Genomic DNA, 22,410 nt, shown 5'->3' with positions numbered 1-22,410 from the left:
TTCACACCGACGATGCCCCCGGGAGCCACCTGCTCCCGGGGGCATCGTCGTCTCTGCGCGACCATCCCCCTAGGCAGCCGGCTCCCGCGACGCCAGAATGTCCTCAGCGCGCTCCCGCGCGGTATCGATCGACCAGGAGGGGATGGCCATGGGGCTGGACGACATCGTGAATCAGGGTAAGCAGTTCCTCGAGCAGAACAAGGACAAGATCGACGAGGTGATCCACTCCGACAAGGCGGAGGAGGTCAGCGACGGCGTGCTGGACGCTGCGGCCGACTTCGTCAAGAAGATCGCCCCCGATCAGTTCGACGGCAAGGTCGACGAGGTGCGCGATCAGGTGGACGGCGCCATCGGCAACTGACCGGCGATCAGCGCCGACGTGGTCGGACGAGGGGGTGGATGCCGCGGCATCCACCCCCTCATCGCACCGTGTCGAAAACGAGATCAAACCCGACTTGACGCGGGGTCGCGCACCATCTAGCGTCAGCAGTGGTCAGTACGACGCCGGGGGGCTGAAAACCGACTGAACGAACTGTGGGGGTTCGTTCCGCCGCATCGCGCAGAAGCTGCGTGTGTGCACGGTGACAGGTTGTGGGGGCATGAGCGCTGCTCGTGGATGTATGGGGGATGCTGTTCGGGGGACCCGAGCGCACTCGTCGCGGTTCGGCGTTTCCGACCGCGTGTCCCTGGCTCCTGCCGGCGATGGACTCTTCGCCGTCGATGTGGATGCCGGGGGGCGTCCTCATCGCGGTCGTCCGCGTCTGCACGTCGTTCTGGACGCCGCGCCATCGCGTCGGGGGGACGCGGCGCGCTGAGACCCGGGACGCGCGGTCGGGGGGTCGCGCGTCCCGCGGAGACCGGGAGGGGTGGGCTTTCCCCAAGGGCCCGCCCCTCCCCTTTTTCTGTCTCGCGTGCGCGACGAGATCCCGCGCACGCGTCACTCATGCGGCGGCGACACGCCCGGGTTTGCGACACGCCCGGCGGACACGTAGACTAGTCCAGTTCCACATTCCTGCGTGCGCGCGACTGACAAGACGCGCGGCGTGCGGGATCACTGCCAGGGCAGTGCATAGGCGGCGCATCCTCTTCGGAATCGCGCACTGACCTAGGCCGCGGGCAGCAGAACAACACAATCCGATCTCTCCTGGTCACAGGATTCGTGCGCGTGCGCGCGAACGATCGGAACTGACATCAGAACAGCGGTGCGCAAGTGCCCGGCACAATCCTGTGCCATGTGCGTCCAATGCCCCCTGAGCGATCAGGGCAGGTACGACGCGAGAAAGAGAGTGAGCAGACAATGGCGGGACAGAAGATCCGCATTCGCCTGAAGTCGTATGACCACGAGGTCATCGACACGTCGGCGCGCAAGATCGTCGACACGGTGACCCGCGCAGGCGCCACCGTCGTGGGCCCCGTGCCCCTTCCGACCGAGAAGAACGTCGTGTGCGTCATCCGGTCGCCCCACAAGTACAAGGACAGCCGCGAGCACTTCGAGATGCGCACCCACAAGCGCCTCATCGACATCATCGACCCGACGCCCAAGGCCGTCGACTCGCTGATGCGCCTCGACCTCCCGGCCGACGTCAACATCGAGATCAAGCTCTGAGGTCCCGGTCATGGCACACATCAACGAAAAGGTTTCCAAGGGCCTGCTCGGCACGAAGCTCGGCATGACCCAGGTCTGGGACGAGAACGGCAAGCTCGTTCCCGTCACCGTCATCGAGGTGGCCCCCAACGTGGTCACCCAGGTGCGCACGCCGGAGCGCGATGGCTACAACGCCGTCCAGATCGCCTACGGCCAGATCGACCCCCGCAAGGTCAACAAGCCCCAGACGGCCCACTTCGAGGCCGCGGGCGTGACCCCCCGCCGCCACCTCACCGAGGTGCGCACCGCGGATGCCGCTGACTACTCACTCGGTCAGGAGCTCACCGTGGACGCCACCTTCGAGGCCGGCCAGCTGGTCGACGTCGTCGGCACCAGCAAGGGCAAGGGCACCGCGGGTGTCATGAAGCGCCACAACTTCAAGGGTGTCTCCGCCTCGCACGGTGCGCACCGCAACCACCGCAAGCCCGGCTCGATCGGCGCCTCGTCGACGCCGAGCCGCGTCTTCAAGGGCATGCGCATGGCCGGCCGTATGGGTGGCGAGCGCGTGACCGTCCTCAACCTCACGGTGCACGCCGTCGACGCCGAGAAGGGTCTGCTGCTCGTCAAGGGCGCCGTCCCCGGTGCGCGCGGCCGCATCGTCTACGTCCGCAACGCAGTGAAGGGTGCCTGATCATGGCTGACTCGACTCTCGCGCTCGACGTCCACAGCCCCAGCGGCAAGAAGGCCGGCTCGGTCGCTCTTCCCGCTGCGCTGTTCGACGTCAAGACGAACATCCCGCTGATCCACCAGGTCGTCGTCGCGCAGCTCGCGGCGGCTCGCCAGGGAACGCACTCGACCAAGCGTCGTGGCGAGGTCTCCGGTGCCGGCCGCAAGCCCTTCAAGCAGAAGGGCACGGGTAACGCCCGTCAGGGCTCCATCCGCGCGCCGCACATGACCGGTGGTGGCATCGTCCACGGCCCGAAGCCGCGCGACTACTCGCAGCGCACCCCCAAGAAGATGATCGCCGCCGCCCTTCTGGGCGCGCTGAGCGACCGTGCTCGCGGTGGCCGTCTGCACGTCGTCGACTCCTTCGGCATCGAGGGCGCCCCGTCGACCAAGGCCGCTGCGGCCGTCCTCGCCGAGCTCGCTCCGACCAAGAACGTCCTGGTCGTCATCGAGCGTGGCGACGAGCTGTCGGTCAAGAGCGTTCGCAACCTCGCGTACGTCCACGTCCTCAGCTTCGACCAGCTGAACGCCTACGACGTGCTCGTCTCCGACGACATCGTCTTCACCAAGGCCGCCTACGACGCGTTCGTCGCGTCCAAGAGCGCCACCACCGAGGAGGTCTCGGCATGAACGTCTCCCTCAACAAGGACCCGCGCGACATCATCCTGAAGCCGGTCGTCTCGGAGAAGAGCTACGGGCTCATCGACGAGGGCAAGTACACCTTCCTGGTGGACCCGCGCTCCTCGAAGACCGAGATCAAGCTCGCGATCGAGAAGATCTTCGGCGTCAAGGTCGCCGCGGTCAACACGCTCAACCGCGCGGGCAAGTCCCGCCGCACCCGCTTCGGCACCGGTAAGCGCAAGGACACCAAGCGCGCCATCGTCACGCTCAAGTCGGGCACCATCGACATCTTCACGGCCGTCGGCTGACAGCTGGGATAGAGGACAACCAACATGGCTATTCGCAAGTACAAGCCCACGACCCCGGGTCGCCGCGGTTCGTCGGTGGCCGACTTCGCCGAGATCACGCGATCGACGCCCGAGAAGTCGCTGCTCCGTCCGCTGTCGAAGACCGGTGGTCGCAACAACCAGGGGCGCATCACCACGCGTCACATCGGTGGCGGTCACAAGCGTCAGTACCGCGTCATCGACTTCCGTCGCAATGACAAGGACGGCGTCAACGCCAAGGTCGCACACATCGAGTACGACCCCAACCGCACCGCGCGCATCGCGCTGCTGCACTACGTGGACGGCGAGAAGCGCTACATCCTCGCGCCGAACAAGCTGCAGCAGGGCGACATCGTCGAGTCCGGTCCGGGCGCCGACATCAAGCCGGGCAACAACCTGCCGCTGAAGAACATCCCCACCGGTACCGTCATCCACGCGATCGAGCTCCGCCCCGGCGGCGGCGCGAAGATGGCGCGTTCGGCCGGTGCGTCGGTTCGCCTGGTCGCCAAGGACGGCCCCTACGCGCAGCTTCGTCTGCCGTCGGGCGAGATCCGCAACGTCGACGCGCGCTGCCGCGCCACGATCGGCGAGGTCGGCAACGCCGAGCAGTCGAACATCAACTGGGGCAAGGCCGGCCGTAACCGCTGGAAGGGCATCCGCCCGACCGTCCGCGGTGTCGCGATGAACCCGGTCGACCACCCGCACGGTGGTGGTGAGGGCAAGACGTCCGGTGGACGTCACCCCGTCTCTCCTTGGGGCCAGGCTGAGGGTCGCACCCGCCACGCCAACAAGGAAAGCGACAAGTACATCGTCCGTCGTCGCAACGCCGGCAAGAAGCGCAAGTAGGAGTAGAGGAAGATGCCTCGCAGCCTGAAGAAGGGCCCCTTCGTCGACGAGCACCTGCTTCGCAAGGTCGTCTCGCAGAACGATGCCGGCACCAAGAACGTCATCAAGACCTGGTCGCGCCGTTCGATGATCATCCCCGCCATGCTGGGACACACCATCGCCGTGCACGACGGACGCAAGCACATCCCCGTGTTCGTGTCCGAGACCATGGTCGGTCACAAGCTGGGCGAGTTCGCGCCCACCCGCACCTTCCGCGGCCACGAGAAGGACGACAAGAAGGGTCGCCGCCGCTGACGCGGTGGCGTTCCTAGAGAGGACTAGAGGAGGAGAGAAATGGTGGATTCCATCGCACGCGTGAAGCACATCCGCGTGACCCCTCAGAAGGCTCGTCGTGTCGTCGCGCTGATCAAGGGCAAGCAGGCTCAGGAGGCCCTGGCCATCCTGAAGTTCGCGCCCCAGAGTGCCAGCGAGCCGATCTACAAGCTCGTCGCCGCTGCGGTCGCCAACGCCCGTGTGAAGGCTGACAAGGACGGCGAGTTCCTGGACGAGCAGGACCTGTACGTGCGCAACGCGTACGTCGACGAGGGCACGACGCTCAAGCGTTTCCAGCCCCGCGCACAGGGCCGCGCCTTCCAGATCAAGAAGCGCACGAGCCACATCACCGTCGAGCTCGCGACCCCCGAGGTCGATGAGGCCGCGGCCGGCTCCACGAACAAGAAGGCGAGCAAGTAATGGGACAGAAGGTCAACCCGTACGGCTTCCGCCTCGGCATCACCACGGACCACGTGTCGCGTTGGTTCTCCGACTCCACGAAGCCGGGACAGCGTTACGCCGACTACGTGGCCGAGGACGTCAAGATCCGCAAGCTCCTGCAGACGCAGCTGGACCGCGCCGGCGTGAGCGGCATCGAGATCGAGCGCACGCGTGACCGCGTCCGCGTCGACATCCACACCGCCCGCCCCGGCATCGTCATCGGTCGCCGCGGCGCCGAGGCCGAGCGCATCCGCGCCGACCTCGAGAAGCTCACCGGCAAGCAGATCCAGCTGAACATCCTCGAGGTCAAGAACCCCGAGGCCGACGCTCAGCTGGTCGCCCAGGGCATCGCCGAGCAGCTCTCCGCCCGCGTGGCCTTCCGCCGCGCGATGCGCAAGGGTCTGCAGGGCGCACAGCGCGCCGGCGCCAAGGGCATCCGCATCCAGGTCTCGGGTCGTCTCGGCGGCGCCGAGATGAGCCGTTCGGAGTTCTACCGCGAGGGTCGTGTGCCGCTGCACACGCTGCGCGCGAACATCGACTACGGCTTCTACGAGGCCAAGACCACCTTCGGCCGCATCGGTGTGAAGGTCTGGATCTACAAGGGCGACCTCACCAACAAGGAGCTCGCTCGCGAGCAGGCCAACGCGCCGAAGGCACCCCGCGGTCGTGACGACCGTGGTGGCGACCGTCGTCGCGCGCCCCGCAACGAGGCGCCCGTCGCAGAAGGAGCATCGGCATAATGCTTATTCCCCGTAAGGTCAAGTACCGCAAGCAGCACCACCCGGGTCGCGCGGGCCAGGCCACCGGCGGCACGAAGGTCTCCTTCGGCGAGTTCGGCATCCAGGCCCTCACCCCCGCGTATGTGACCAACCGTCAGATCGAGTCCGCTCGTATCGCGATGACGCGTCACATCAAGCGTGGCGGCAAGGTGTGGATCAACATCTACCCCGACCGTCCCCTCACCAAGAAGCCGGCCGAGACCCGCATGGGTTCCGGTAAGGGTTCGCCGGAGTGGTGGGTCGCCAACGTCAAGCCGGGTCGCGTCCTGTTCGAGGTCGCGGGCGTCAACGAGCAGCTCGCTCGCGAGGCGCTCACCCGTGCAATTCACAAGCTGCCCCTGAAGGCACGCATCATCAAGCGCGAGGAGGGCGACGCGTAATGGCTGTCGGAACCAAGACGCTCGCTCCGAGCGAGCTGGACACGTTCGAGGACCAGCGCCTCGTCGAAGAGCTGCGCAAGGCCAAGGAAGAGCTGTTCAACCTGCGCTTCCAGTCGGCCACCGGCCAGCTCGAGAGCCACGGCCGCATTCGCGCCGTCAAGCGCGACATCGCGCGGCTCTACACCGTGATCCGCGAGCGCGAGCTCGGCATCCGTGCCACGCCCGCCCCCGTCGAGGTCGCGTCCAAGGCGAAGAAGACCAAGGCCAAGAAGGCGGATGACGCTGCCGAGGCCACGAAGGAAGAGGCCGAGTGATGGCTGAGACCACCGAGAAGAAGGCCGCCAAGAAGGCGCCGGCCGCCGAGGCCGTCGTCGAGGCGCCCGCTGCCGGTCACGAGTCGGCTGCCCACGACGTGCGCGATGCGGACGCCCGTGGCTACCGCAAGTCGCGTCGTGGCTACGTCGTCAGCGACAAGATGGACAAGACGATCGTCGTCGAGGTCGAGGACCGCGTGAAGCACCCGCTCTACGGCAAGGTCATCCGTCGCACGTCGAAGGTCAAGGCCCACGACGAGCAGAACAGCGCCGGCATCGGCGACCTCGTGCTGATCAACGAGACCCGGCCGCTCAGCGCCACCAAGCGGTGGCGCCTGGTCGAGATCCTCGAGAAGGCGAAGTAAGAAATGATCCAGACTGAGTCCCGCCTCAAGGTCGCCGACAACACCGGCGCCAAGGAGCTGCTCACGATCCGTGTGCTCGGCGGCTCCAACCGCCGTTACGCCGGTCTCGGCGACATCATCGTCGCGACCGTCAAGGACGCGATCCCCGGCGGCAACGTCAAGAAGGGCGATGTGGTCAAGGCCGTCATCGTCCGCACCAAGAAGGAGGTCCGTCGTCCCGACGGCTCCTACATCAAGTTCGACGAGAACGCCGCCGTCATCCTGAAGAACGACGGGGAGCCCCGCGGCACCCGCATCTTCGGACCGGTCGGTCGTGAGCTTCGTGACAAGAAGTTCATGAAGATCGTGTCGCTCGCACCGGAGGTGATCTGACCCTCATGGCCAAGATCAAGAAGGGTGACCTCGTTCAGGTCATCACTGGCAAGAAGCAGGACAAGGGCGGCGACCGCGGCAAGCAGGGCAAGGTCCTCGACGTTCTCGTCGAGCAGAACCGCGTCATCGTCGAGGGCGTCAACTACGTCACGAAGCACAACCGCGTGGGCCAGTCCCAGCGCGGCACCAAGACGGGCGGCATCGAGACGATGGAAGCCCCGATCCACATCTCCAACGTCGCCCTCGTCGACCCCTCGACCAAGAAGCCGACCAAGGTCGGTCACCGTGTCGAGGAGCAGACGAAGGATGGCGTGAAGCGCACCGTTCGCGTGCGCTACGCGAAGAAGAGCGGCAAGGACCTCTGAACATGAGCAGCACCACTGCCGCGGCGGCTGGCAAGATCCAGCCCCGCCTGAAGCAGAAGTACCAGGACGAGATCAAGAAGGCCCTGCAGGACGAGTTCGGCTACGCCAACGTCATGCAGATCCCCGGGATCGTCAAGGTCGTCGTGAACACCGGCGTCGGCGAGGCGGCTCGCGACTCCAAGGTGATCGATGGTGCGGTCGACGACCTCACCAAGATCACGGGTCAGAAGCCCGTCGTCACCAAGGCTCGCAAGTCCATCGCGCAGTTCAAGCTGCGTGAGGGCCAGGCCATCGGTGCGCACGTCACCCTTCGCGGTGACCGCGCATGGGAGTTCCTGGACCGCCTCGTGAACCTCGCTCTGCCGCGCATCCGCGACTTCCGCGGCCTGTCGCCCAAGCAGTTCGACGGTCACGGCAACTACACGTTCGGTCTGCAGGAGCAGTCGGTCTTCCACGAGATCAACCAGGACAAGATCGACCGCGTCCGCGGCTTCGACATCACGATCGTCACCACGGCGAAGACGGATGACGAGGGCCGGTCGCTGCTGCGCCAGCTGGGCTTCCCGTTCAAGACGGACGAGAACCAGGCCTGACACCCTCCGACCTCTCCGGTCGGTCCATCAAGAAGGTCGGCTGTCGTGTAACGGCATCCGAAACCGCTGAACAAAGGAAACCAAGAAATGACGATGACAGACCCGGTCGCTGACATGCTGACCCGTCTGCGCAACGCGAACTCGGCGCACCACGACTCCGTGTCGCTGCCGAGCTCGAAGCTCAAGACCCACATCGCCGAGATCCTCCAGCAGGAGGGCTACATCTCCGGCTGGGAGGTCTCCGACGCTCGTGTCGGCCAGACCCTCACGCTCACGCTGAAGTACGGCCCGAACCGCGAGCGGTCGATCGCCGGCATCAAGCGCGTCTCGAAGCCCGGCCTGCGCGTGTACGCACGCTCGACCGAGATCCCCAAGGTCCTCGGCGGCCTGGGCGTCGCGATCCTGTCCACCTCCTCCGGTCTTCTCACCGACCGCCAGGCAGAGCAGAAGGGCGTGGGTGGGGAAGTCCTCGCCTACGTGTGGTGATCTGACATGTCGCGTATTGGACGTCTTCCCATCGACATCCCCGCCGGCGTGACCGTTTCGGTCGACGGCCAGGATGTCACGGTCAAGGGCCCGAAGGGCGAGCTCGCGCTCTCCGTCTCCAAGCCCATCGAGGTCAAGGTCGAGGAGAACCAGGTTCTGGTCTCCCGTCCCGACGACGAGCGCGAGTCGCGTTCGCTGCACGGACTGACCCGCACCCTGATCAACAACAACATCATCGGCGTCACCCAGGGCTACACCAAGGGCCTCGAGGTCGTCGGCACCGGTTACCGCGTCGCGCAGAAGGGGACGGCGGTCGAGTTCGCGCTCGGCTTCTCGCACCCCGTGCTGGTCGAAGCGCCGGCCGGCATCACGCTGACCGTCGAGGGCAACAACAAGCTCACCGTCAGCGGCATCTCGAAGCAGGCCGTCGGTGAGGCCGCCGCGAACATCCGCAAGATCCGCAAGCCCGAGCCCTACAAGGGCAAGGGTGTGCGTTACGCGGGCGAGGTCGTTCGCCGCAAGGCCGGAAAGGCTGGTAAGTAATCATGGCTGTCAAGTCGAAGAGCGACGCGCGTTCGCGTCGTCACCTGCGCCTTCGCAAGAAGGTCGTGGGCACCGAGGCCCGTCCGCGCCTTGTCGTCACCCGTTCGGCCCGCCACGTCTTCGTCCAGCTCGTGGACGACAGCAAGGGCGTGACCGTCGCGTCGGCCTCGACTCTCGAGTCGGACCTGCGCACGTTCGACGGTGACAAGACCGCCAAGGCCCGCAAGGTCGGCGAGCTCGTCGCCGAGCGCGCCAAGGCGGCCGGCTTCTCGGACGTCGTGTTCGACCGCGGTGGCAACCGCTACGCGGGCCGTGTCGCAGCGATCGCCGAGGGCGCCCGCGAGGGAGGTCTGAACCTGTGAGCGATGCAACTACTCAGAATGTGGAGAACGAAGTGACCGAGCAGGCTGCGGCCACCGCTCCCGTCGAGCGCGAGGCCCGCGAGCCCCGTCGTGGCGGTCGCGAGCGCAACCCCAACCGCGACCGTGGTTCGCGCGACGCCGAGAAGAGCCAGTTCCTCGAGCGCGTCGTGACGATCAACCGCGTGTCGAAGGTCGTCAAGGGCGGTCGCCGCTTCAGCTTCACGGCGCTCGTCGTCGTGGGCGATGGCAACGGTCTCGTCGGCGTCGGCTACGGCAAGGCGCGTGAGGTTCCCCTCGCCATCTCCAAGGGTGTCGAAGAGGCCAAGCGCAACTTCTTCCGTGTGCCGCGCACCGGCTCGTCCATCCCGCACCCGGTGCAGGGTGAGGCCGCTGCCGGTGTCGTGCTCCTGCGTCCGGCTGCCGCCGGTACCGGTGTTATCGCCGGTGGTCCGGTGCGCGCCGTGCTCGAGTGCGCCGGCATCCACGACGTGCTCTCCAAGTCGCTCGGTTCGTCGAACACGATCAACATCGTGCACGCGACCGTCGAGGCGCTGAAGCAGCTCGAGGAGCCCCGCGCGGTCGCCGCTCGTCGCGGTCTCGACTTCGACCAGGTGGCTCCCGCCCGTCTGATCCGTGCCGAGGCCGACGCCGCGGCCGCTGCGAAGGTAGGTGCCTGATGGCCGCGCGTCTCAAGGTGACCCAGGTCAAGTCCAAGGTGAGCGAGAAGCAGAACCAGCGCGACACGCTGCGTTCGCTCGGTCTGAAGCGGATCGGCGACTCGGTCGTCCGTCCCGACGACGCGCAGACGCGCGGCTACGTCAAGACTGTCGCCCACCTCGTCAAGGTTGAGGAGATCGACTGATGGCCGAGAAGGCTGAGAAGGCGACCGAAGAGGTCGCTGTCAAGAACACCGAGAAGAAGGCTGCCGCCAAGCCGGCTGCCAAGAAGACCGCCGAGAAGCCGGCCGCGAAGAAGGCTCCCGCCAAGAAGGCGGATGCCGAGGTGTCGCGCCCCGGTGTGCTCAAGGTCCACCACCTGCGTCCGGTTCCCGGCTCCAACACCGCGAAGACCCGTGTCGGTCGCGGTGAGGGCTCGAAGGGTAAGACCGCCGGTCGTGGCACCAAGGGCACGAAGGCCCGCTACCAGGTGAAGGTCGGCTTCGAGGGCGGTCAGATGCCGCTGCACATGCGTACGCCGAAGCTGCGCGGGTTCAAGAACCCGTTCCGCGTCGAGTACCAGGTGGTCAACCTCGACAAGCTGGCCGAGCTGTACCCGGCCGGTGGCGACGTCACCGTCAGCGACCTCGTCGCCAAGGGTGCGGTGCGCAAGAACGAGAAGGTCAAGGTGCTCGGCACCGGCGACATCTCGGTCAAGCTCACCGTCGCCGTCGACAAGGTCTCGGGTTCGGCCGAGCAGAAGATCGTCGCCGCGGGCGGTTCGGTCAAGTAATTCCACGGCAGGGGCCGGAGGCGAGCCTCCGGCCCCTGTTGCCGTACTCTGGAAGCGGTGTCCTCGGACCCGCATCGAGACACCGGTCAGCTCTCTGGAGGAAATCCCCTTGTTCAGCGCCGTCAGCGCCATCGCGCGGGTCTTCCGCACCCCGGATCTCCGGCGGAAGATCTTCTTCACCCTCGCGATCATCGCCATCTATCGCCTTGGTGCGCACGTTCCGGCGCCCTTCGTGAGCTTCCCGAACGTGCAGTCCTGCCTCCAGCAGACCGGTTCTGCGAGTGAGGGTCTGCTCTCGCTCGTCAACCTGTTCTCCGGCGGCGCGCTCCTGCAGCTGTCGATCTTCGCGCTCGGCGTCATGCCCTACATCACCGCGACGATCATCGTGCAGCTGCTGCGTGTCGTGATTCCGCACTTCGAGGCGCTGTACAAGGAGGGGCAGGCCGGTCAGGCCAAGCTCACGCAGTACACCCGCTACCTGACGATCGCGCTGGCGCTCCTGCAGTCCACCACCCTGGTGACGGTGGCACGCTCGGGTCAGCTCTTCGGCACGACCGGCATCGCCGAGTGCAACGCGCTGCTCACCAACGACGTGTGGTGGGCCCAGCTGCTGATGATCATCACGCTGACCGCCGGCACCGGCCTCATCATGTGGTTCGCCGAGCTCGTCACCGAGCGTGGCGTGGGCAACGGCATGTCCATCCTCATCTTCACCTCGATCGCGGCGCAGTTCCCGGCGGCCATGTGGGCCATCGCCACGTCGCGCGGTTTCGAGGTCTTCCTCCTCGTGCTGGCCGTCGGCATCGTCGTCGTCGCCCTCGTCGTCTTCGTCGAGCAGTCGCAGCGGCGCATCCCCGTGCAGTACGCGAAGCGCATGGTCGGGCGTCGCACCCTCGGCGGCACGAACACGTACATCCCGATCAAGGTGAACATGGCGGGCGTCGTGCCGGTCATCTTCGCCTCGTCGCTGCTGTACATCCCGGCACTGATCGCCCAGTTCAATCAGACGCCGGACGCCAACGGCAACATCCCCGGCTGGGTGACGTGGATCCAGCAGTATCTGACGAAGGGTGATCACCCGCTCTACATGCTGCTGTACTTCCTGCTCATCGTCGGGTTCACCTACTTCTACGTCGCGATCACGTTCAACCCCGTCGAGGTCGCCGACAACATGAAGAAGTACGGCGGATTCATCCCCGGCATCCGTGCCGGTCGGCCCACGGCGGAGTACCTCGACTACGTGCTGACCCGCATCACGCTGCCGGGCTCGATCTACCTCGGGCTCATCGCGCTGCTGCCGTTGGTGGCGCTCGCGACGGTCAGCGCCAACCAGAACTTCCCGTTCGGTGGCGCCTCGATCCTCATCATCGTCGGTGTCGGTCTGGAGACGGTCAAGCAGATCGACGCGCAGCTGCAGCAGCGTCACTACGAAGGGCTGCTGCGATGACCGCCGCGCGCCTTCTCATCATCGGACCGCAGGGTTCCGGCAAGGGCACGCAGGGCGTGCGCATCGCCGACGCCCTCGGCATCCCCGCCGTGTCGACGGGGGACGTGTTCCGCGCCAACGTGAAAGAGGGCACGGAGCTCGGTCTGAAGGTCAAGGCGATCATCGACGCGGGCGACCTCGTCCCCGACGCGCTCACCGGGGAGATCGTGCGCGATCGCCTGGCCCAGCCGGATGCCGCCGGTGGTTTTCTCCTGGACGGCTACCCGCGCAACCTCGGACAGGTGGGCGACCTCGACGGTTTCCTGGACGAGAGGGGCGAGCCCCTCACCGCGGTCATCGAGTTGGTGGTGCCGCGCGACGAGTCCATCCAGCGGCTGTCGCTGCGGGCGGCCGAGCAGGGTCGCGCCGATGACAACGCCGAGTCGATCGCGAAGCGTCTGGCCATCTACGAATCCGAGACGGCGCCCATTCTGGACGTCTACCGCGAGCGCGGCATCGTCGACCAGATCGACGGTGTCGGCTCCCTGGACGAGGTGTACGCGCGCATCCAGGACGCCCTGGCAGCTCGCGGCATCGCCGCTTCCTGATGGGACTTCGGCGCTCCCTGTACAAGACCCCGGCGCAGCTGCGTGCGATGGTCGAGCCGGGGCTGATCACGGCGGCCGCGCTGGATGCGGTGCGCGCACTGATCGCCCCGGGCGTGACCACGGCTGAGCTGGATGCCGCGGCATCCGAGGTTATCCTCGCCCGCGGGGCCGAGTCGAACTTCCAGCTCGTGCGCGGCTACCGCCACACGACCTGCATCTCGGTGAACGACCAGGTCGTCCACGGCATCCCCGGGGAGCGCGTGCTCGAGCCGGGCGATATCGTGTCGATCGATGCCGGTGCGCAGTTCAAGGGCTGGAACGGCGACTCGGCCATCACGGTGGTCGTCCCCGGCGGGGATCCGGCTGTGCAGGCGTCGCGCGAGCGGCTTTCGCAGGTGACCGAGGGCTCGCTCTGGGCGGGCGTGGCCGCGCTCGCGTCGGCGTCGCGCGTCGGAGAGATCGGTGACGCGGTGCAGGGCTACATCGAGCGCTCGGGGGAGAGCTACGGCATCCTTCGCGACTACGTCGGCCACGGCATCGGCCGCCGGATGCACGAGGGTCCGACGATCTTCAACTACCGGGTGTCCGACCTGGGCCCCGCGGTGCGTCCCGGCCTGTGTGTCGCGATCGAACCGATGATCACCGCCGGCTCCGAGGAGACCTTCGTCGAGGACGACGACTGGACGGTCACGACCGTCGACGGCAGCGACGGAAGTCACTGGGAGCACAGCGTCGCCGTTCACGAGAACGGCGTATGGGTGCTGACCGCCGCCGACGGCGGCGCCGCCGGTCTCGCCCCCTTCGGCGTCACCCCCACGCCCATCGCCTGACCCGCGCTGCGCGCACTCTGCTCCCCGCGAGCCGCCATCCTCGGCGCGAGCCGACATCATCGGCCGCGCCGCAGGATGTCGGCTCGGCGCCGCAAGAGCGGCTCGCGTGGTGCACGGAGGTTCCTCCCCCGGGCACCCCGCGGGCGGCTGTTGTCCACCGCGGGCGAGGAGGGAGATCCGGACGTCGCTGCGGCGGTGCGGCACGGATCCCTCATCCGTGTGGATCCCGGGTGCTACGCCGACGCGGAACGGTGGCGCCGTGCCCACAGTGAAGGGCGTCATCTGATGCGTGTCGTCGCCGCTGAACGTCGTCGCACGGGGAACTGAGCTCGTCTACTCCCATGCCTCGGCGGCCGTCCTCTGGGAGTTGCCGCTGTTTCGCATCGAACCCCGCCGCGTGCACCTCAGTGGACGCGCAGCGAGCGGGCACGTACGCGCATCCGAGCCGTTGGTCGCACGTCACCAGGTTGCCGTCGCCTCGAGCGACATGACGATGCGCCAGGGCGTGCTCTGCACCGGACTGGCCCGCACGGTCGCGGACGTGCTGCGCTCGGCATCCTTCGAGACAGGACTCTCCCTCGCCGACGCCGCGCTTCGCCGTGCCGCCTGGTCGTGGAACGGGTACGACGTGGAGGCGGCGGAGAGTCTGCGCCGGCAGGTTGCGCAGCGGCTGCCTTCGGGCGGCCGCGGAGTTCGCGCGGCCCGGCGGATGCTGGAACTCGCCGATGGTCGTGCCGCTTCGCCGGGGGAGAGCGTGAGCCGGCTCTACATCGGCGACCTCGGCTTCGCCACGCCGCGTCTGCAGGTCCCGGTCGCCGGTCCGGGCTCGCGCCTGTTCCATGTCGACTTCGCGCTGGATGACGTCGGAGTCTGGGGCGAGTACGACGGCGAGGGAAAGTACCTCGATCCTGCGATGCGGGGCGAGGGCGTCGGGGTGGAGCGGGTGGTCATGGAAGAGAAGCAGCGCGAGGACTGGATCCGCGGGACCACGGGACGGCGACTCGTGCGCTGGGGAACGGCCGACATCGCCACGGCAGCCCACCTGGGTGCACGCCTGCGCGCGTTCGGCATCCATCCGCAACGCTGACCCGTCACGCCGAGCCGCCACGAAGGTGCCGAACCGACGCGAAAGGGCGCGCGAGAACATGGCGGGTCGGGGGAGACGTAGCGGCTCGGCGGGATGGGGGCGGGTGAAGTCACGGCTTTCACGGGCAACGCATAAGAGTGCGTGAGCCACAATGGTAGGACGGCGGCGACAGCCGCACATCGGAGAGGCATCGAGGTTATGGCGCAGGCAGCAGCGGGTAAGAGGAACTGGTTCGCGATCTGGGTGAGCGTGGCGGTCGTCGTCGTGGTCGCGCTGGTCATCGCGCTCGTGGTGTGGATGAACCGGGCAGCCACGGACCCCGGTACGGCACCGGCGGGTGCGGGCATCAACCAGGAGACGGGCGCGATCGCCGTCGGCTCGGGAGAGCAGACCCTCGACACCTACATCGACTTCATGTGCCCCATTTGCAACCAGTTCGAGACCACGTATGGCCCCGAGATCCTCGATCTGGCGAACAAGGGCACGATCACGCTCAACATCCACCCGATCGCGATCCTGGACCGCTACTCGCAGGGAACCAACTACTCGACGCGGTCCGCCAACGCCATGTACTGCGTCGCGCAGGCCGACCCCGACAAGGTCGTCGCGTTCATGCAGGCGATGTACAAGAACCAGCCCCAGGAGAACTCGACGGGCCTGACCGATCAGCAGATCATCGACATCGCGAAGGGCGTCGGCGTCACGGGTATCGACTCGTGCGTGACGGACGGCACCTATTCGAAGTTCGTCACCTCGATGACGCAGAAGACGCCGGTCCAGCCGGGCTCGAGCGGCATCGGCACGCCCACTCTCGCGATCAACGGAACGGTCATCTCGAACCAGACCATTCCGGCGAAGGGCCAGTTCGCCTCCCTCTTCAAGTGACGCGCGTCTGAGACGAGCGAGAGGGCCGTACGGCAGTTTGCCGTGCGGCCCTCTATCACGTACACTGAATCTTTGGTGCCTTGCGCCTTCATTGGCGTGTCGCCGCACCACATCCCACTCACCGCAGACCGACCGGTCTGCACAAGCGTCAGCGAGGCTATGGCTAAGAAAGACGGTGTCATCGAAATCGAGGGCGTCGTGTCTGAAGCGCTGCCCAACGCGATGTTCCGCGTTGAGCTCACCAACGGACACAAGGTACTCGCCACGATCTCCGGCAAGATGCGGCAGAACTACATCCGCATCATCCCCGAAGACCGCGTCGTCGTGGAGCTCTCGCCCTACGACCTCACGCGCGGTCGCATCGTCTACCGCTACCGCTAGACCGGTCGAGAAGTAACGAGCGGGCGGATGCCGCGGCATCCCGTCCGACTCGAAGACAGCGAACAGGAAAATCATGAAGGTCAACCCCTCCGTCAAGCCCATCTGCGACCACTGCAAGGTCATCCGTCGCCACGGTCGCGTCATGGTGATCTGCAAGTCGAACCCGCGTCACAAGCAGCGCCAGGGTTGAGTCGGAGCGCATCACCGCGGCGAAGCCGCGCTGATCCGCTCACGACTCAAGGTTGAGCAAGGCCGCGCAGCGGCCGAGCCGAAACCTCAGCACGAAGACACAACTCCATACCGCGAACGGCGCGTTTCGACTCGCTGCGCTCGCTCAACGACCAGTGGTCCGAGAACGGCGCAACGTTCGCACCGACTGGAAACAGTCAGCACACAGGCAGGATCAGATCCTCTTCGGAGGGGACACCTCGGGGCGGAGGCCCGGGCACCGATCCTGCTCCACACCTCCACTACTCCTAGGAGAACCGCATGGCACGTCTTGCCGGCGTTGACATCCCGCGCGACAAGCGCGTGGTGATCGCCCTCACGTACATCTACGGCATCGGCCGTACCCGTTCGGTCGAGATCCTCAAGGCCACCGAGATCGACGAGTCGATCCGCGTCAAGGACCTCACCGACGACCAGCTGGTCGCGCTGCGCGACCACATCGAAGGCAACTACAAGGTGGAGGGTGACCTGCGCCGTGAGGTCGCCGCCGACATCCGCCGCAAGGTCGAGATCGGCTCGTACGAGGGTCTGCGTCACCGCCGCGGCCTTCCGGTGCGCGGTCAGCGCACCAAGACCAACGCGCGTACCCGCAAGGGCCCGAAGCGCACCGTCGCCGGCAAGAAGAAGGCCGGCCGCAAGTAAGCGCGGCCCCCGGTACAGGTTTAGGAGAACAGACACATGGCACAGGCCAAGACCGCTGCGCGCAAGCCGCGCCGCAAGGAGAAGAAGAACATCGCGCTGGGCCAGGCCCACATCAAGTCGACGTTCAACAACACGATCGTTTCGATCACCGACCCCTCGGGCGCTGTCATCAGCTGGGCGTCCTCGGGTGGAGTGGGCTTCAAGGGCTCGCGTAAGTCGACCCCGTACGCCGCCGGCATGGCCGCCGAGTCGGCCGCCCGCCAGGCCGCCGAGCACGGCGTCAAGAAGGTCGACGTCTTCGTGAAGGGCCCGGGTTCGGGTCGCGAGACCGCGATCCGTTCGCTGCAGGCCGCCGGCCTCGAGGTGGGGTCGATCTCCGACGTCACCCCGCAGGCGCACAACGGCTGCCGCCCGCCGAAGCGTCGCCGCGTCTGACTTCCGGGCCGGGTGCCCCCGCATCGCGGGCGGCACCCGGCATCCGTCGTCTTTGAAAACTCAACACCTCTTGCAATCGCACGTGTCATATAGCGGGCACGTGACGGAAAGGAACACATAGTGCTCATTGCACAGCGTCCCACTCTGACCGAGGAGAAGATCGGCGAGTTCCGCAGCCGCTTCGTCATCGAGCCGCTGGAGCCCGGCTTCGGCTACACGATCGGCAACGCGCTGCGCCGCAGCCTGCTGTCCTCGATCCCCGGCGCGGCTGTCACCAGCATCCGCATCGACGGCGTGCTGCACGAGTTCAGCACCATCCCGGGCGTGAAGGAGGATGTCACCGAGATCATCCTCAACATCAAGCAGCTGGTCGTCTCCTCGGAGCGCGACGAGCCGATCACCGCCTACCTGCGCAAGACCGGCGCCGGCGAGGTCACCGCCGCCGACATCTCCGCTCCGGCGGGTGTCGAGGTGCACAACCCCGAGCTGGTCATCGCGACGCTCAACGACTCGGCGAAGTTCGAGCTCGAGCTCACGATCGAGCGCGGCCGTGGCTACGTGTCGGCCACCCAGAACCGCAACGAGTACGCCGAGGCGGGCCAGATCCCGATCGACTCGATCTACTCGCCCGTTCTGAAGGTCTCGTACCGCGTCGACGCCACGCGTGCCGGTGAGCGCACCGACTTCGACAAGCTCGTCCTGGACGTCGAGGCCAAGCCGTCGATCTCCCCGCGCGACGCCGTCGCGTCGGCCGGGCGCACGCTCACCGAGCTGTTCGGTCTCGCTCGCGAGTTGAACGTCGAAGCCGAGGGCATCGAGATCGGTCCCGCGCCGGTCGCCGAGGTTCTCACCAACGAGCTGTCGATGCCGATCGAGGACCTCGATCTGTCGGTGCGTTCGTACAACTGCCTCAAGCGCGAGGGCATCAACACGGTGTCGGAGCTGGTCGCCCTCTCCGAGACGCAGCTGATGAACATCCGCAACTTCGGTCAGAAGTCGGTCGACGAGGTGCGCGACAAGCTCGTCTCCCTCGGCCTGTCGCTGAAGGACTCGGTCCCCGGGTTCGACGGTGCGCACTTCTACGGCGGCTACGACGACGAGGCCCTCTGAGCCTCCGCGCTCGCAACGGCAAGACCTTCTGCGCGCACCGGCCCCGACCGGTTCGCTGACCTTTTCCCTCTGGAGTAACTGACATGCCCAAGCCCACCAAGGGTCCCCGCCTCGGAGGCGGCCCCGCCCACGAGCGTCTGCTGCTGGCCAACCTGGCCTCGGCGCTGTTCACCCACAAGTCGATCACGACGACCGAGACCAAGGCCAAGCGCCTGCGCCCGCTCGCCGAGCGCATGGTCACGTTCGCCAAGCGTGGCGACCTGCACGCGCGCCGTCGTGTGCTGTCCGTCCTCGGCAACAAGGACGCCGTCCACGAGCTGTTCGCCGAGATCGCGCCGCTGGTCGCCGAGCGTGAGGGCGGCTACACCCGCATCACGAAGATCGGCAACCGCAAGGGCGACAACGCGCCGATGGCCGTGATCGAGCTCGTCCTCGAGCCGGTCAACCCGAAGCCGAAGTCGACCAAGAAGGCGGCCGCTGCCGCTCCGGCCGCCACCCCGGCCAAGGATGAGGATGCCGCCGAGGAGACCGCCACCGACGCGGTCGCCGAGGCCGACGAGGCTCAGGATGCCGCGGACGAGGTCGTCGCCGACGACGCCGCCGCCGCAGGTGCCGAGTCGCCCGAGGAGGGCGCCGCGGCCGAGGCTGCTGCCAAGGACGCCGCGAAGTAAGCACGGCTGTCGTTCGAGAAGGCCCGCACCCATCAGGGGTGCGGGCCTTCTCGTTTCGCGCCTCGGCCGGCTCCGCGCGTGCGCGCCACGCGCGTCCCAACTACAGTGGCCCGAGTGAGTGAGCCATCGCTGAGTGCACGCATCGACCAGTCCCGCCGCCGGTCCGGATCCGAGCTCGGACCGGTGCTGCCACGGCATCCGGAGGTCGCGTCGTGGCGCACCGCGACGGCCGACGACATCGACGCCATCCACGCCGTGATGGTGGCGGCGGAGCGTGTCGACCACCCGACCTGGACCACTCCGCGCGAGGACGTCGCCGACACCTTCGATCTTGCGCACATCGACCACTCCCGCGACACCGTGCTGGCGCTGGATGCCGAGGGTACGGTGATCGCGTTCGGAAGCTCCTTCCTCCACCCTTCGCGCGAGGGCGCCCTGAACGTGCACCTGTCGGGTGCGGTGCTGCCGACGCTGTGGCGCCGCGGGATCGGCAGCGCGGTGTTCGGCTGGCAGTACGCGCGCGGCCTCGAGCAGCTGGCGGAGGCCGCGGGCGCGCTGCCCGACGTGCCGGGCGAAGACTGGAGCGCTCAGCTGCGGGTGTACGCCGAGGAGTCGAACCGCGGCAACCAGAGGCTCGCCGAGTCGGCGGGTCTGGCCGCCGAACGCTGGTTCGCCACGATGCTGCGGGATCTGACCGACGGTGCGCCGGAGGTGTCGCTGCCGGCCGCGGCGCGGGAGGGCGGGCTGCGCATCGTGGCGTACACGCACGATCGTGATGACGACGCCCGTCTGGCGCGCAACGATGCGTTCCGCGATCACTGGGGAAGCCTGCCGAGCCAGCCCGAGTCGTGGGCCAAGTTCGTCGGCGGCGAGTTCTTCCGCCCCGATCTGTCCCGGCTGGTCGTCGAGGCCGACGGCACCATCGCCGCTTTCTGTCTCGCGTCGGTGAACGAGGAGGACTGGGCGAGTCTGGGCGCCTCGAACTCGTACATCGACCTCATCGGTGTCGTGCGGGCGCGCCGTCGGCAGGGACTGGCTCCCGCGGTCGTCGCGGCGACGTTGCGCGCGATCGCCGATGCCGGTCTGCAGAAGGCGGTGCTCGACGTCGACACCGCGAGCCCGACGGGCGCCGACGCCCTCTACGAGGGGCTGGGCTTCGTGGCGGACGAACGGTCGGTCGCCCTGGTCGCGCACATCTGAGGCGCCCGCCGCGCACGCCCGCGGCGCCGCGGGCGGCTCAGGACGACGGTGCGGGGGCGAACGTCCGACTCGTCGCCCAGCGGATCAGCTGCACCTGGTAGCGCGTCTGCGCGCGCTGATTCGCCACGGCATCGACGGCGCGGGTGACGGTGTCGGCGTAGATGCGCCCGCCGGTCTCGCCCGGATGGATGCCGTCGCCGGCGAGCACATCGGCGTGCGGCGCGATCGCGCCGGACCAGTCGGCGATGACGACGCCGGGATGGCTCGCCGCGAACGCGGTCAGCTCGGCATTGACGCCCGGGATCCAATCGCGGGGAGCGAACGCCGTGACCAGAACGAGCGTGCGGTCGCGACCGACGCGGTCGTAGATGTCCTGGAGGGCGTCCGAATCGACGGGGCCGTTGGTGCCGAGGCCCACGACGACGTAGTCACGCAGGGCGCCCTGGTCGGAGAGCCGGTCGATGATCTTGCTGCCCGCCCACATCGAGCGCGAGACTTCGGCGTCGATCTGCACGCCGGGCAGCTCGTCGAGCAGACCGCCGGCCGAGGCCAGCATCACCGAGTCGCCGACGGCCGTCACCCGGTCGCCGCTCACGGTGACCGGTGCAGGGGGCAGCGGCTCGCCGTCGGGGCCCTGCGTCGCCGTGGCGATGGGTGTCGCCGTCGGTGAGGCGGCGCGGCCGCCCGACGGAGTGGGGGCGGCGGATGCCGCGTCGAGCGCACGCTGGCCCGCCTCGACCACCGCCTGGCTGGAGCTGACCGGCGGGGCGGCGGCGACGGCGGCCGTCGTGCCGCCGAGCACGAGCGCCCCGACACCGACGGTCGCGATCGCGCCGAACCGCCGCGACGGCGTGGAGTGCAGGCGCGCCCACAGTGCTCGCCCCGCGCCCCGGAAGCCGAGCCGGCGCACGGGCTGTTCGAGCAGGCGGTACGAGGCCGCGGAGACGCCGAGCGTGAGGGCGGCGGCGCCGAGCCCGACGCTGACCGGCACGGATTCCTCGAGGAAGCCGCCCGTGGTCGCGAGGGCGAGCAGGACGACGATGGGCCAGTGCCACAGGTAGATGCCGTAGGAGCGCTCGCCGATCCAGCGCAGCGGCGCGACGTCGAGGGCGTGCCCGAACCAGGAGCCGGCGTGTGTCGCCGCCGCGATCGCGACCGCGGTCAGTGCACTCGCGATCGCCGGCACGAGCGGATAGCGCTCCGCCCCGGCCGGCAGCGCACCGACGATGATGATGCCGATCACACTCGCCGTGCCGATGACCGCGGTCCAGGCGGGCACGACGCCGCCGATGGACGGGCGCGCGGACGCGCTCCACGCGGTGCGCCCGGCGAGCGCGAAGGCCAGTGCGACGCCGAGCAGCAGGCCGAAGGCGTGCGTATCGGTGCCGTAATACGCGCGCGTCAGGTCGACCGAGCCCGCGCCGATGTCTACGAGCTGCGCTGCCCAGGCCAGGGATACCGCGGCCAGGACCATCGCGACGGCGGCGCGCAGGCCGCGGCGTGGCAGCAGGAGGAACACGGGCAGAAGCAGCGGCCAGAGCACGTAGAACTGCTCCTCCACCGCGAGCGACCACAGGTTTCGCAGCAGCTCGGGCTGCGTCCCGGCGAAGTAGGACGCGCCGGCCGAGATCGACGCCCAGTTGGAGGAGAACGTGATCGCGCCGAGCACCTGTCGACCGAGCCCCAGCAGAACGTCCCCACCGATGAGCCAGGCGACGCTGGCGCTCACGGTGACCACCACGGCGAGGGCCGGCAGCAGCCGGCGGGCGCGGCGCGCCCAGAACGCGCCGAGGGCGATGCGGCCGGTGCGGTCGTGTTCGCGCAGCAGCAGCGACGTGATGAGAAAGCCCGAGATGACGAAGAAGACGTCGACGCCGACGAAGCCGCTCTGCAGGAGCCAGCCGGGGAACAGGTGGTACACGACCACGAGCAGCACGGCGAGCGCGCGCAGGCCGTCGAGGCCGGCGAAACGAGGGGAGGGGGAGGTCATGGCGGGCACTGGGGTTCCGAGGGGGTTCCGGGGCGGTTCCGTGGTGATTCGG

34 protein-coding genes are annotated in these 22,410 nt (G+C 67.8%); 33 read left to right on the top strand and 1 reads right to left on the bottom strand.

Annotated elements, in window-relative coordinates:
* Positions 1–148: 148 nt before the first annotated feature.
* The 33 genes from PP359_RS06780 to PP359_RS06620 all read left to right on the top strand — a co-directional run bounded on the left by PP359_RS06780 (position 149) and on the right by PP359_RS06620 (position 20,368).
* Positions 149–361 (top strand): Rv0909 family putative TA system antitoxin, encoded by a 213-nt coding sequence (locus PP359_RS06780; protein WP_036318327.1) that lies wholly within the window; start codon positions 149–151, stop codon positions 359–361.
* 936 nt (positions 362–1,297) lie between these two features.
* The gene (rpsJ, locus tag PP359_RS06775) at positions 1,298–1,606 is read left to right on the top strand and encodes a 30S ribosomal protein S10 (RefSeq protein WP_005050520.1); all 309 of its coding nucleotides are present in this window, start codon (positions 1,298–1,300) and stop codon (positions 1,604–1,606) included.
* A 10-nt stretch (positions 1,607–1,616) separates the two neighbouring features.
* The gene (rplC, locus tag PP359_RS06770) at positions 1,617–2,276 is read left to right on the top strand and encodes a 50S ribosomal protein L3 (protein WP_005050519.1); all 660 of its coding nucleotides are present in this window, start codon (positions 1,617–1,619) and stop codon (positions 2,274–2,276) included.
* A gap of 2 nt (positions 2,277–2,278) precedes the next feature.
* The gene (rplD, locus tag PP359_RS06765; RefSeq protein ID WP_036318319.1) at positions 2,279–2,941 is read left to right on the top strand and encodes a 50S ribosomal protein L4; all 663 of its coding nucleotides are present in this window, start codon (positions 2,279–2,281) and stop codon (positions 2,939–2,941) included.
* Positions 2,938–3,240, top strand: coding sequence for a 50S ribosomal protein L23 (rplW, locus tag PP359_RS06760; protein ID WP_036318320.1), 303 nt, complete (start codon positions 2,938–2,940; stop codon positions 3,238–3,240). Before rplD ends, rplW begins: the two co-directional genes overlap by 4 nt.
* 24 nt (positions 3,241–3,264) lie before the next feature.
* Positions 3,265–4,104: a 50S ribosomal protein L2 gene (gene rplB / locus PP359_RS06755; protein ID WP_036318321.1), complete on the top strand. Its 840-nt coding sequence runs from the start codon at positions 3,265–3,267 to the stop codon at positions 4,102–4,104.
* Between the two features lie 12 nt (positions 4,105–4,116).
* Entirely contained in the window at positions 4,117–4,398 is a 282-nt protein-coding gene (rpsS, locus tag PP359_RS06750) for a 30S ribosomal protein S19 (RefSeq protein WP_005050512.1), read from the top strand.
* A gap of 39 nt (positions 4,399–4,437) precedes the next feature.
* Positions 4,438–4,836 (top strand): 50S ribosomal protein L22, encoded by a 399-nt coding sequence (gene rplV / locus PP359_RS06745; protein WP_016463574.1) that lies wholly within the window; start codon positions 4,438–4,440, stop codon positions 4,834–4,836.
* Positions 4,836–5,597, top strand: coding sequence for a 30S ribosomal protein S3 (rpsC, locus tag PP359_RS06740; RefSeq protein WP_016463573.1), 762 nt, complete (start codon positions 4,836–4,838; stop codon positions 5,595–5,597). The genes rplV and rpsC overlap by 1 nt, the downstream gene beginning before the upstream one ends.
* Positions 5,597–6,016 (top strand): 50S ribosomal protein L16, encoded by a 420-nt coding sequence (gene rplP / locus PP359_RS06735; RefSeq protein ID WP_016463572.1) that lies wholly within the window; start codon positions 5,597–5,599, stop codon positions 6,014–6,016. Before rpsC ends, rplP begins: the two co-directional genes overlap by 1 nt.
* On the top strand, positions 6,016–6,330 hold the full coding sequence (rpmC, locus tag PP359_RS06730) for a 50S ribosomal protein L29 (RefSeq protein ID WP_005050508.1): 315 nt from the start codon (positions 6,016–6,018) through the stop codon (positions 6,328–6,330). The genes rplP and rpmC overlap by 1 nt, the downstream gene beginning before the upstream one ends.
* Positions 6,330–6,695, top strand: coding sequence for a 30S ribosomal protein S17 (gene rpsQ / locus PP359_RS06725; RefSeq protein WP_036284607.1), 366 nt, complete (start codon positions 6,330–6,332; stop codon positions 6,693–6,695). Before rpmC ends, rpsQ begins: the two co-directional genes overlap by 1 nt.
* A gap of 3 nt (positions 6,696–6,698) precedes the next feature.
* Positions 6,699–7,067: a 50S ribosomal protein L14 gene (gene rplN, locus PP359_RS06720; RefSeq protein ID WP_005050506.1), complete on the top strand. Its 369-nt coding sequence runs from the start codon at positions 6,699–6,701 to the stop codon at positions 7,065–7,067.
* A gap of 5 nt (positions 7,068–7,072) precedes the next feature.
* On the top strand, positions 7,073–7,432 hold the full coding sequence (gene rplX, locus PP359_RS06715) for a 50S ribosomal protein L24 (RefSeq protein WP_005050505.1): 360 nt from the start codon (positions 7,073–7,075) through the stop codon (positions 7,430–7,432).
* Between the two features lie 2 nt (positions 7,433–7,434).
* Positions 7,435–8,025, top strand: a complete 591-nt coding sequence (rplE, locus tag PP359_RS06710; protein WP_016463569.1) for a 50S ribosomal protein L5 — start codon at positions 7,435–7,437, stop codon at positions 8,023–8,025.
* An 87-nt stretch (positions 8,026–8,112) separates the two neighbouring features.
* Complete coding sequence (gene rpsH, locus PP359_RS06705) at positions 8,113–8,511, top strand: 30S ribosomal protein S8 (protein ID WP_005050503.1); 399 nt, start codon at positions 8,113–8,115, stop codon at positions 8,509–8,511.
* 6 nt (positions 8,512–8,517) lie between these two features.
* On the top strand, positions 8,518–9,054 hold the full coding sequence (gene rplF / locus PP359_RS06700) for a 50S ribosomal protein L6 (RefSeq protein WP_036318323.1): 537 nt from the start codon (positions 8,518–8,520) through the stop codon (positions 9,052–9,054).
* Positions 9,055–9,056: 2 nt separating this feature from the next.
* Positions 9,057–9,416 carry a 50S ribosomal protein L18 gene (rplR, locus tag PP359_RS06695; protein ID WP_005050501.1) on the top strand — a complete coding sequence of 120 codons (360 nt, stop codon included), beginning with the start codon at positions 9,057–9,059 and terminating at the stop codon, positions 9,414–9,416.
* A gap of 32 nt (positions 9,417–9,448) precedes the next feature.
* Complete coding sequence (gene rpsE / locus PP359_RS06690) at positions 9,449–10,093, top strand: 30S ribosomal protein S5 (protein WP_269429743.1); 645 nt, start codon at positions 9,449–9,451, stop codon at positions 10,091–10,093.
* Positions 10,093–10,278 carry a 50S ribosomal protein L30 gene (gene rpmD, locus PP359_RS06685; protein ID WP_023954062.1) on the top strand — a complete coding sequence of 62 codons (186 nt, stop codon included), beginning with the start codon at positions 10,093–10,095 and terminating at the stop codon, positions 10,276–10,278. Before rpsE ends, rpmD begins: the two co-directional genes overlap by 1 nt.
* Positions 10,278–10,865, top strand: coding sequence for a 50S ribosomal protein L15 (gene rplO, locus PP359_RS06680; protein ID WP_005050498.1), 588 nt, complete (start codon positions 10,278–10,280; stop codon positions 10,863–10,865). Before rpmD ends, rplO begins: the two co-directional genes overlap by 1 nt.
* A 109-nt stretch (positions 10,866–10,974) precedes the next feature.
* The gene (gene secY / locus PP359_RS06675; RefSeq protein ID WP_036284611.1) at positions 10,975–12,312 is read left to right on the top strand and encodes a preprotein translocase subunit SecY; all 1,338 of its coding nucleotides are present in this window, start codon (positions 10,975–10,977) and stop codon (positions 12,310–12,312) included.
* Positions 12,309–12,899, top strand: coding sequence for an adenylate kinase (locus PP359_RS06670; RefSeq protein ID WP_112932412.1), 591 nt, complete (start codon positions 12,309–12,311; stop codon positions 12,897–12,899). Before secY ends, PP359_RS06670 begins: the two co-directional genes overlap by 4 nt.
* Entirely contained in the window at positions 12,899–13,729 is an 831-nt protein-coding gene (gene map / locus PP359_RS06665; RefSeq protein WP_039413202.1) for a type I methionyl aminopeptidase, read from the top strand. The genes PP359_RS06670 and map overlap by 1 nt, the downstream gene beginning before the upstream one ends.
* A 289-nt stretch (positions 13,730–14,018) precedes the next feature.
* Positions 14,019–14,816, top strand: a complete 798-nt coding sequence (locus tag PP359_RS06660; protein ID WP_499250160.1) for a hypothetical protein — start codon at positions 14,019–14,021, stop codon at positions 14,814–14,816.
* A gap of 198 nt (positions 14,817–15,014) precedes the next feature.
* Complete coding sequence (locus tag PP359_RS06655; RefSeq protein WP_112932415.1) at positions 15,015–15,701, top strand: DsbA family protein; 687 nt, start codon at positions 15,015–15,017, stop codon at positions 15,699–15,701.
* Positions 15,702–15,860: 159 nt separating this feature from the next.
* Complete coding sequence (gene infA / locus PP359_RS06650) at positions 15,861–16,082, top strand: translation initiation factor IF-1 (protein WP_005050493.1); 222 nt, start codon at positions 15,861–15,863, stop codon at positions 16,080–16,082.
* 73 nt (positions 16,083–16,155) lie between these two features.
* Entirely contained in the window at positions 16,156–16,272 is a 117-nt protein-coding gene (rpmJ, locus tag PP359_RS06645) for a 50S ribosomal protein L36 (RefSeq protein WP_005050492.1), read from the top strand.
* A gap of 299 nt (positions 16,273–16,571) precedes the next feature.
* Positions 16,572–16,952 carry a 30S ribosomal protein S13 gene (rpsM, locus tag PP359_RS06640; protein ID WP_036320304.1) on the top strand — a complete coding sequence of 127 codons (381 nt, stop codon included), beginning with the start codon at positions 16,572–16,574 and terminating at the stop codon, positions 16,950–16,952.
* A gap of 36 nt (positions 16,953–16,988) precedes the next feature.
* Complete coding sequence (rpsK, locus tag PP359_RS06635) at positions 16,989–17,387, top strand: 30S ribosomal protein S11 (protein ID WP_005050490.1); 399 nt, start codon at positions 16,989–16,991, stop codon at positions 17,385–17,387.
* Positions 17,388–17,507: 120 nt separating this feature from the next.
* Positions 17,508–18,497: a DNA-directed RNA polymerase subunit alpha gene (locus PP359_RS06630; RefSeq protein WP_005050489.1), complete on the top strand. Its 990-nt coding sequence runs from the start codon at positions 17,508–17,510 to the stop codon at positions 18,495–18,497.
* 83 nt (positions 18,498–18,580) lie between these two features.
* Complete coding sequence (gene rplQ / locus PP359_RS06625; RefSeq protein ID WP_499250159.1) at positions 18,581–19,168, top strand: 50S ribosomal protein L17; 588 nt, start codon at positions 18,581–18,583, stop codon at positions 19,166–19,168.
* Positions 19,169–19,282: 114 nt separating this feature from the next.
* Positions 19,283–20,368: a GNAT family N-acetyltransferase gene (locus PP359_RS06620; RefSeq protein ID WP_499250158.1), complete on the top strand. Its 1,086-nt coding sequence runs from the start codon at positions 19,283–19,285 to the stop codon at positions 20,366–20,368.
* Between the two features lie 37 nt (positions 20,369–20,405).
* On the opposite strand, the gene PP359_RS06615 is transcribed toward PP359_RS06620, so the two are convergent.
* Positions 20,406–22,358, bottom strand: a complete 1,953-nt coding sequence (locus PP359_RS06615; protein WP_499250157.1) for an acyltransferase family protein — start codon at positions 22,356–22,358, stop codon at positions 20,406–20,408.
* Positions 22,359–22,410 lie beyond the last annotated feature (52 nt).

The sequence above is a fragment of the Sphingomonas sp. BLCC-B65 genome (assembly GCF_028550675.1).
Lineage (GTDB): Bacteria > Actinomycetota > Actinomycetes > Actinomycetales > Microbacteriaceae > Microbacterium.
The sequence above is the reverse complement of the archived record's forward strand: the minus strand, read 5'-3'. Positions and strand labels throughout refer to the sequence as shown.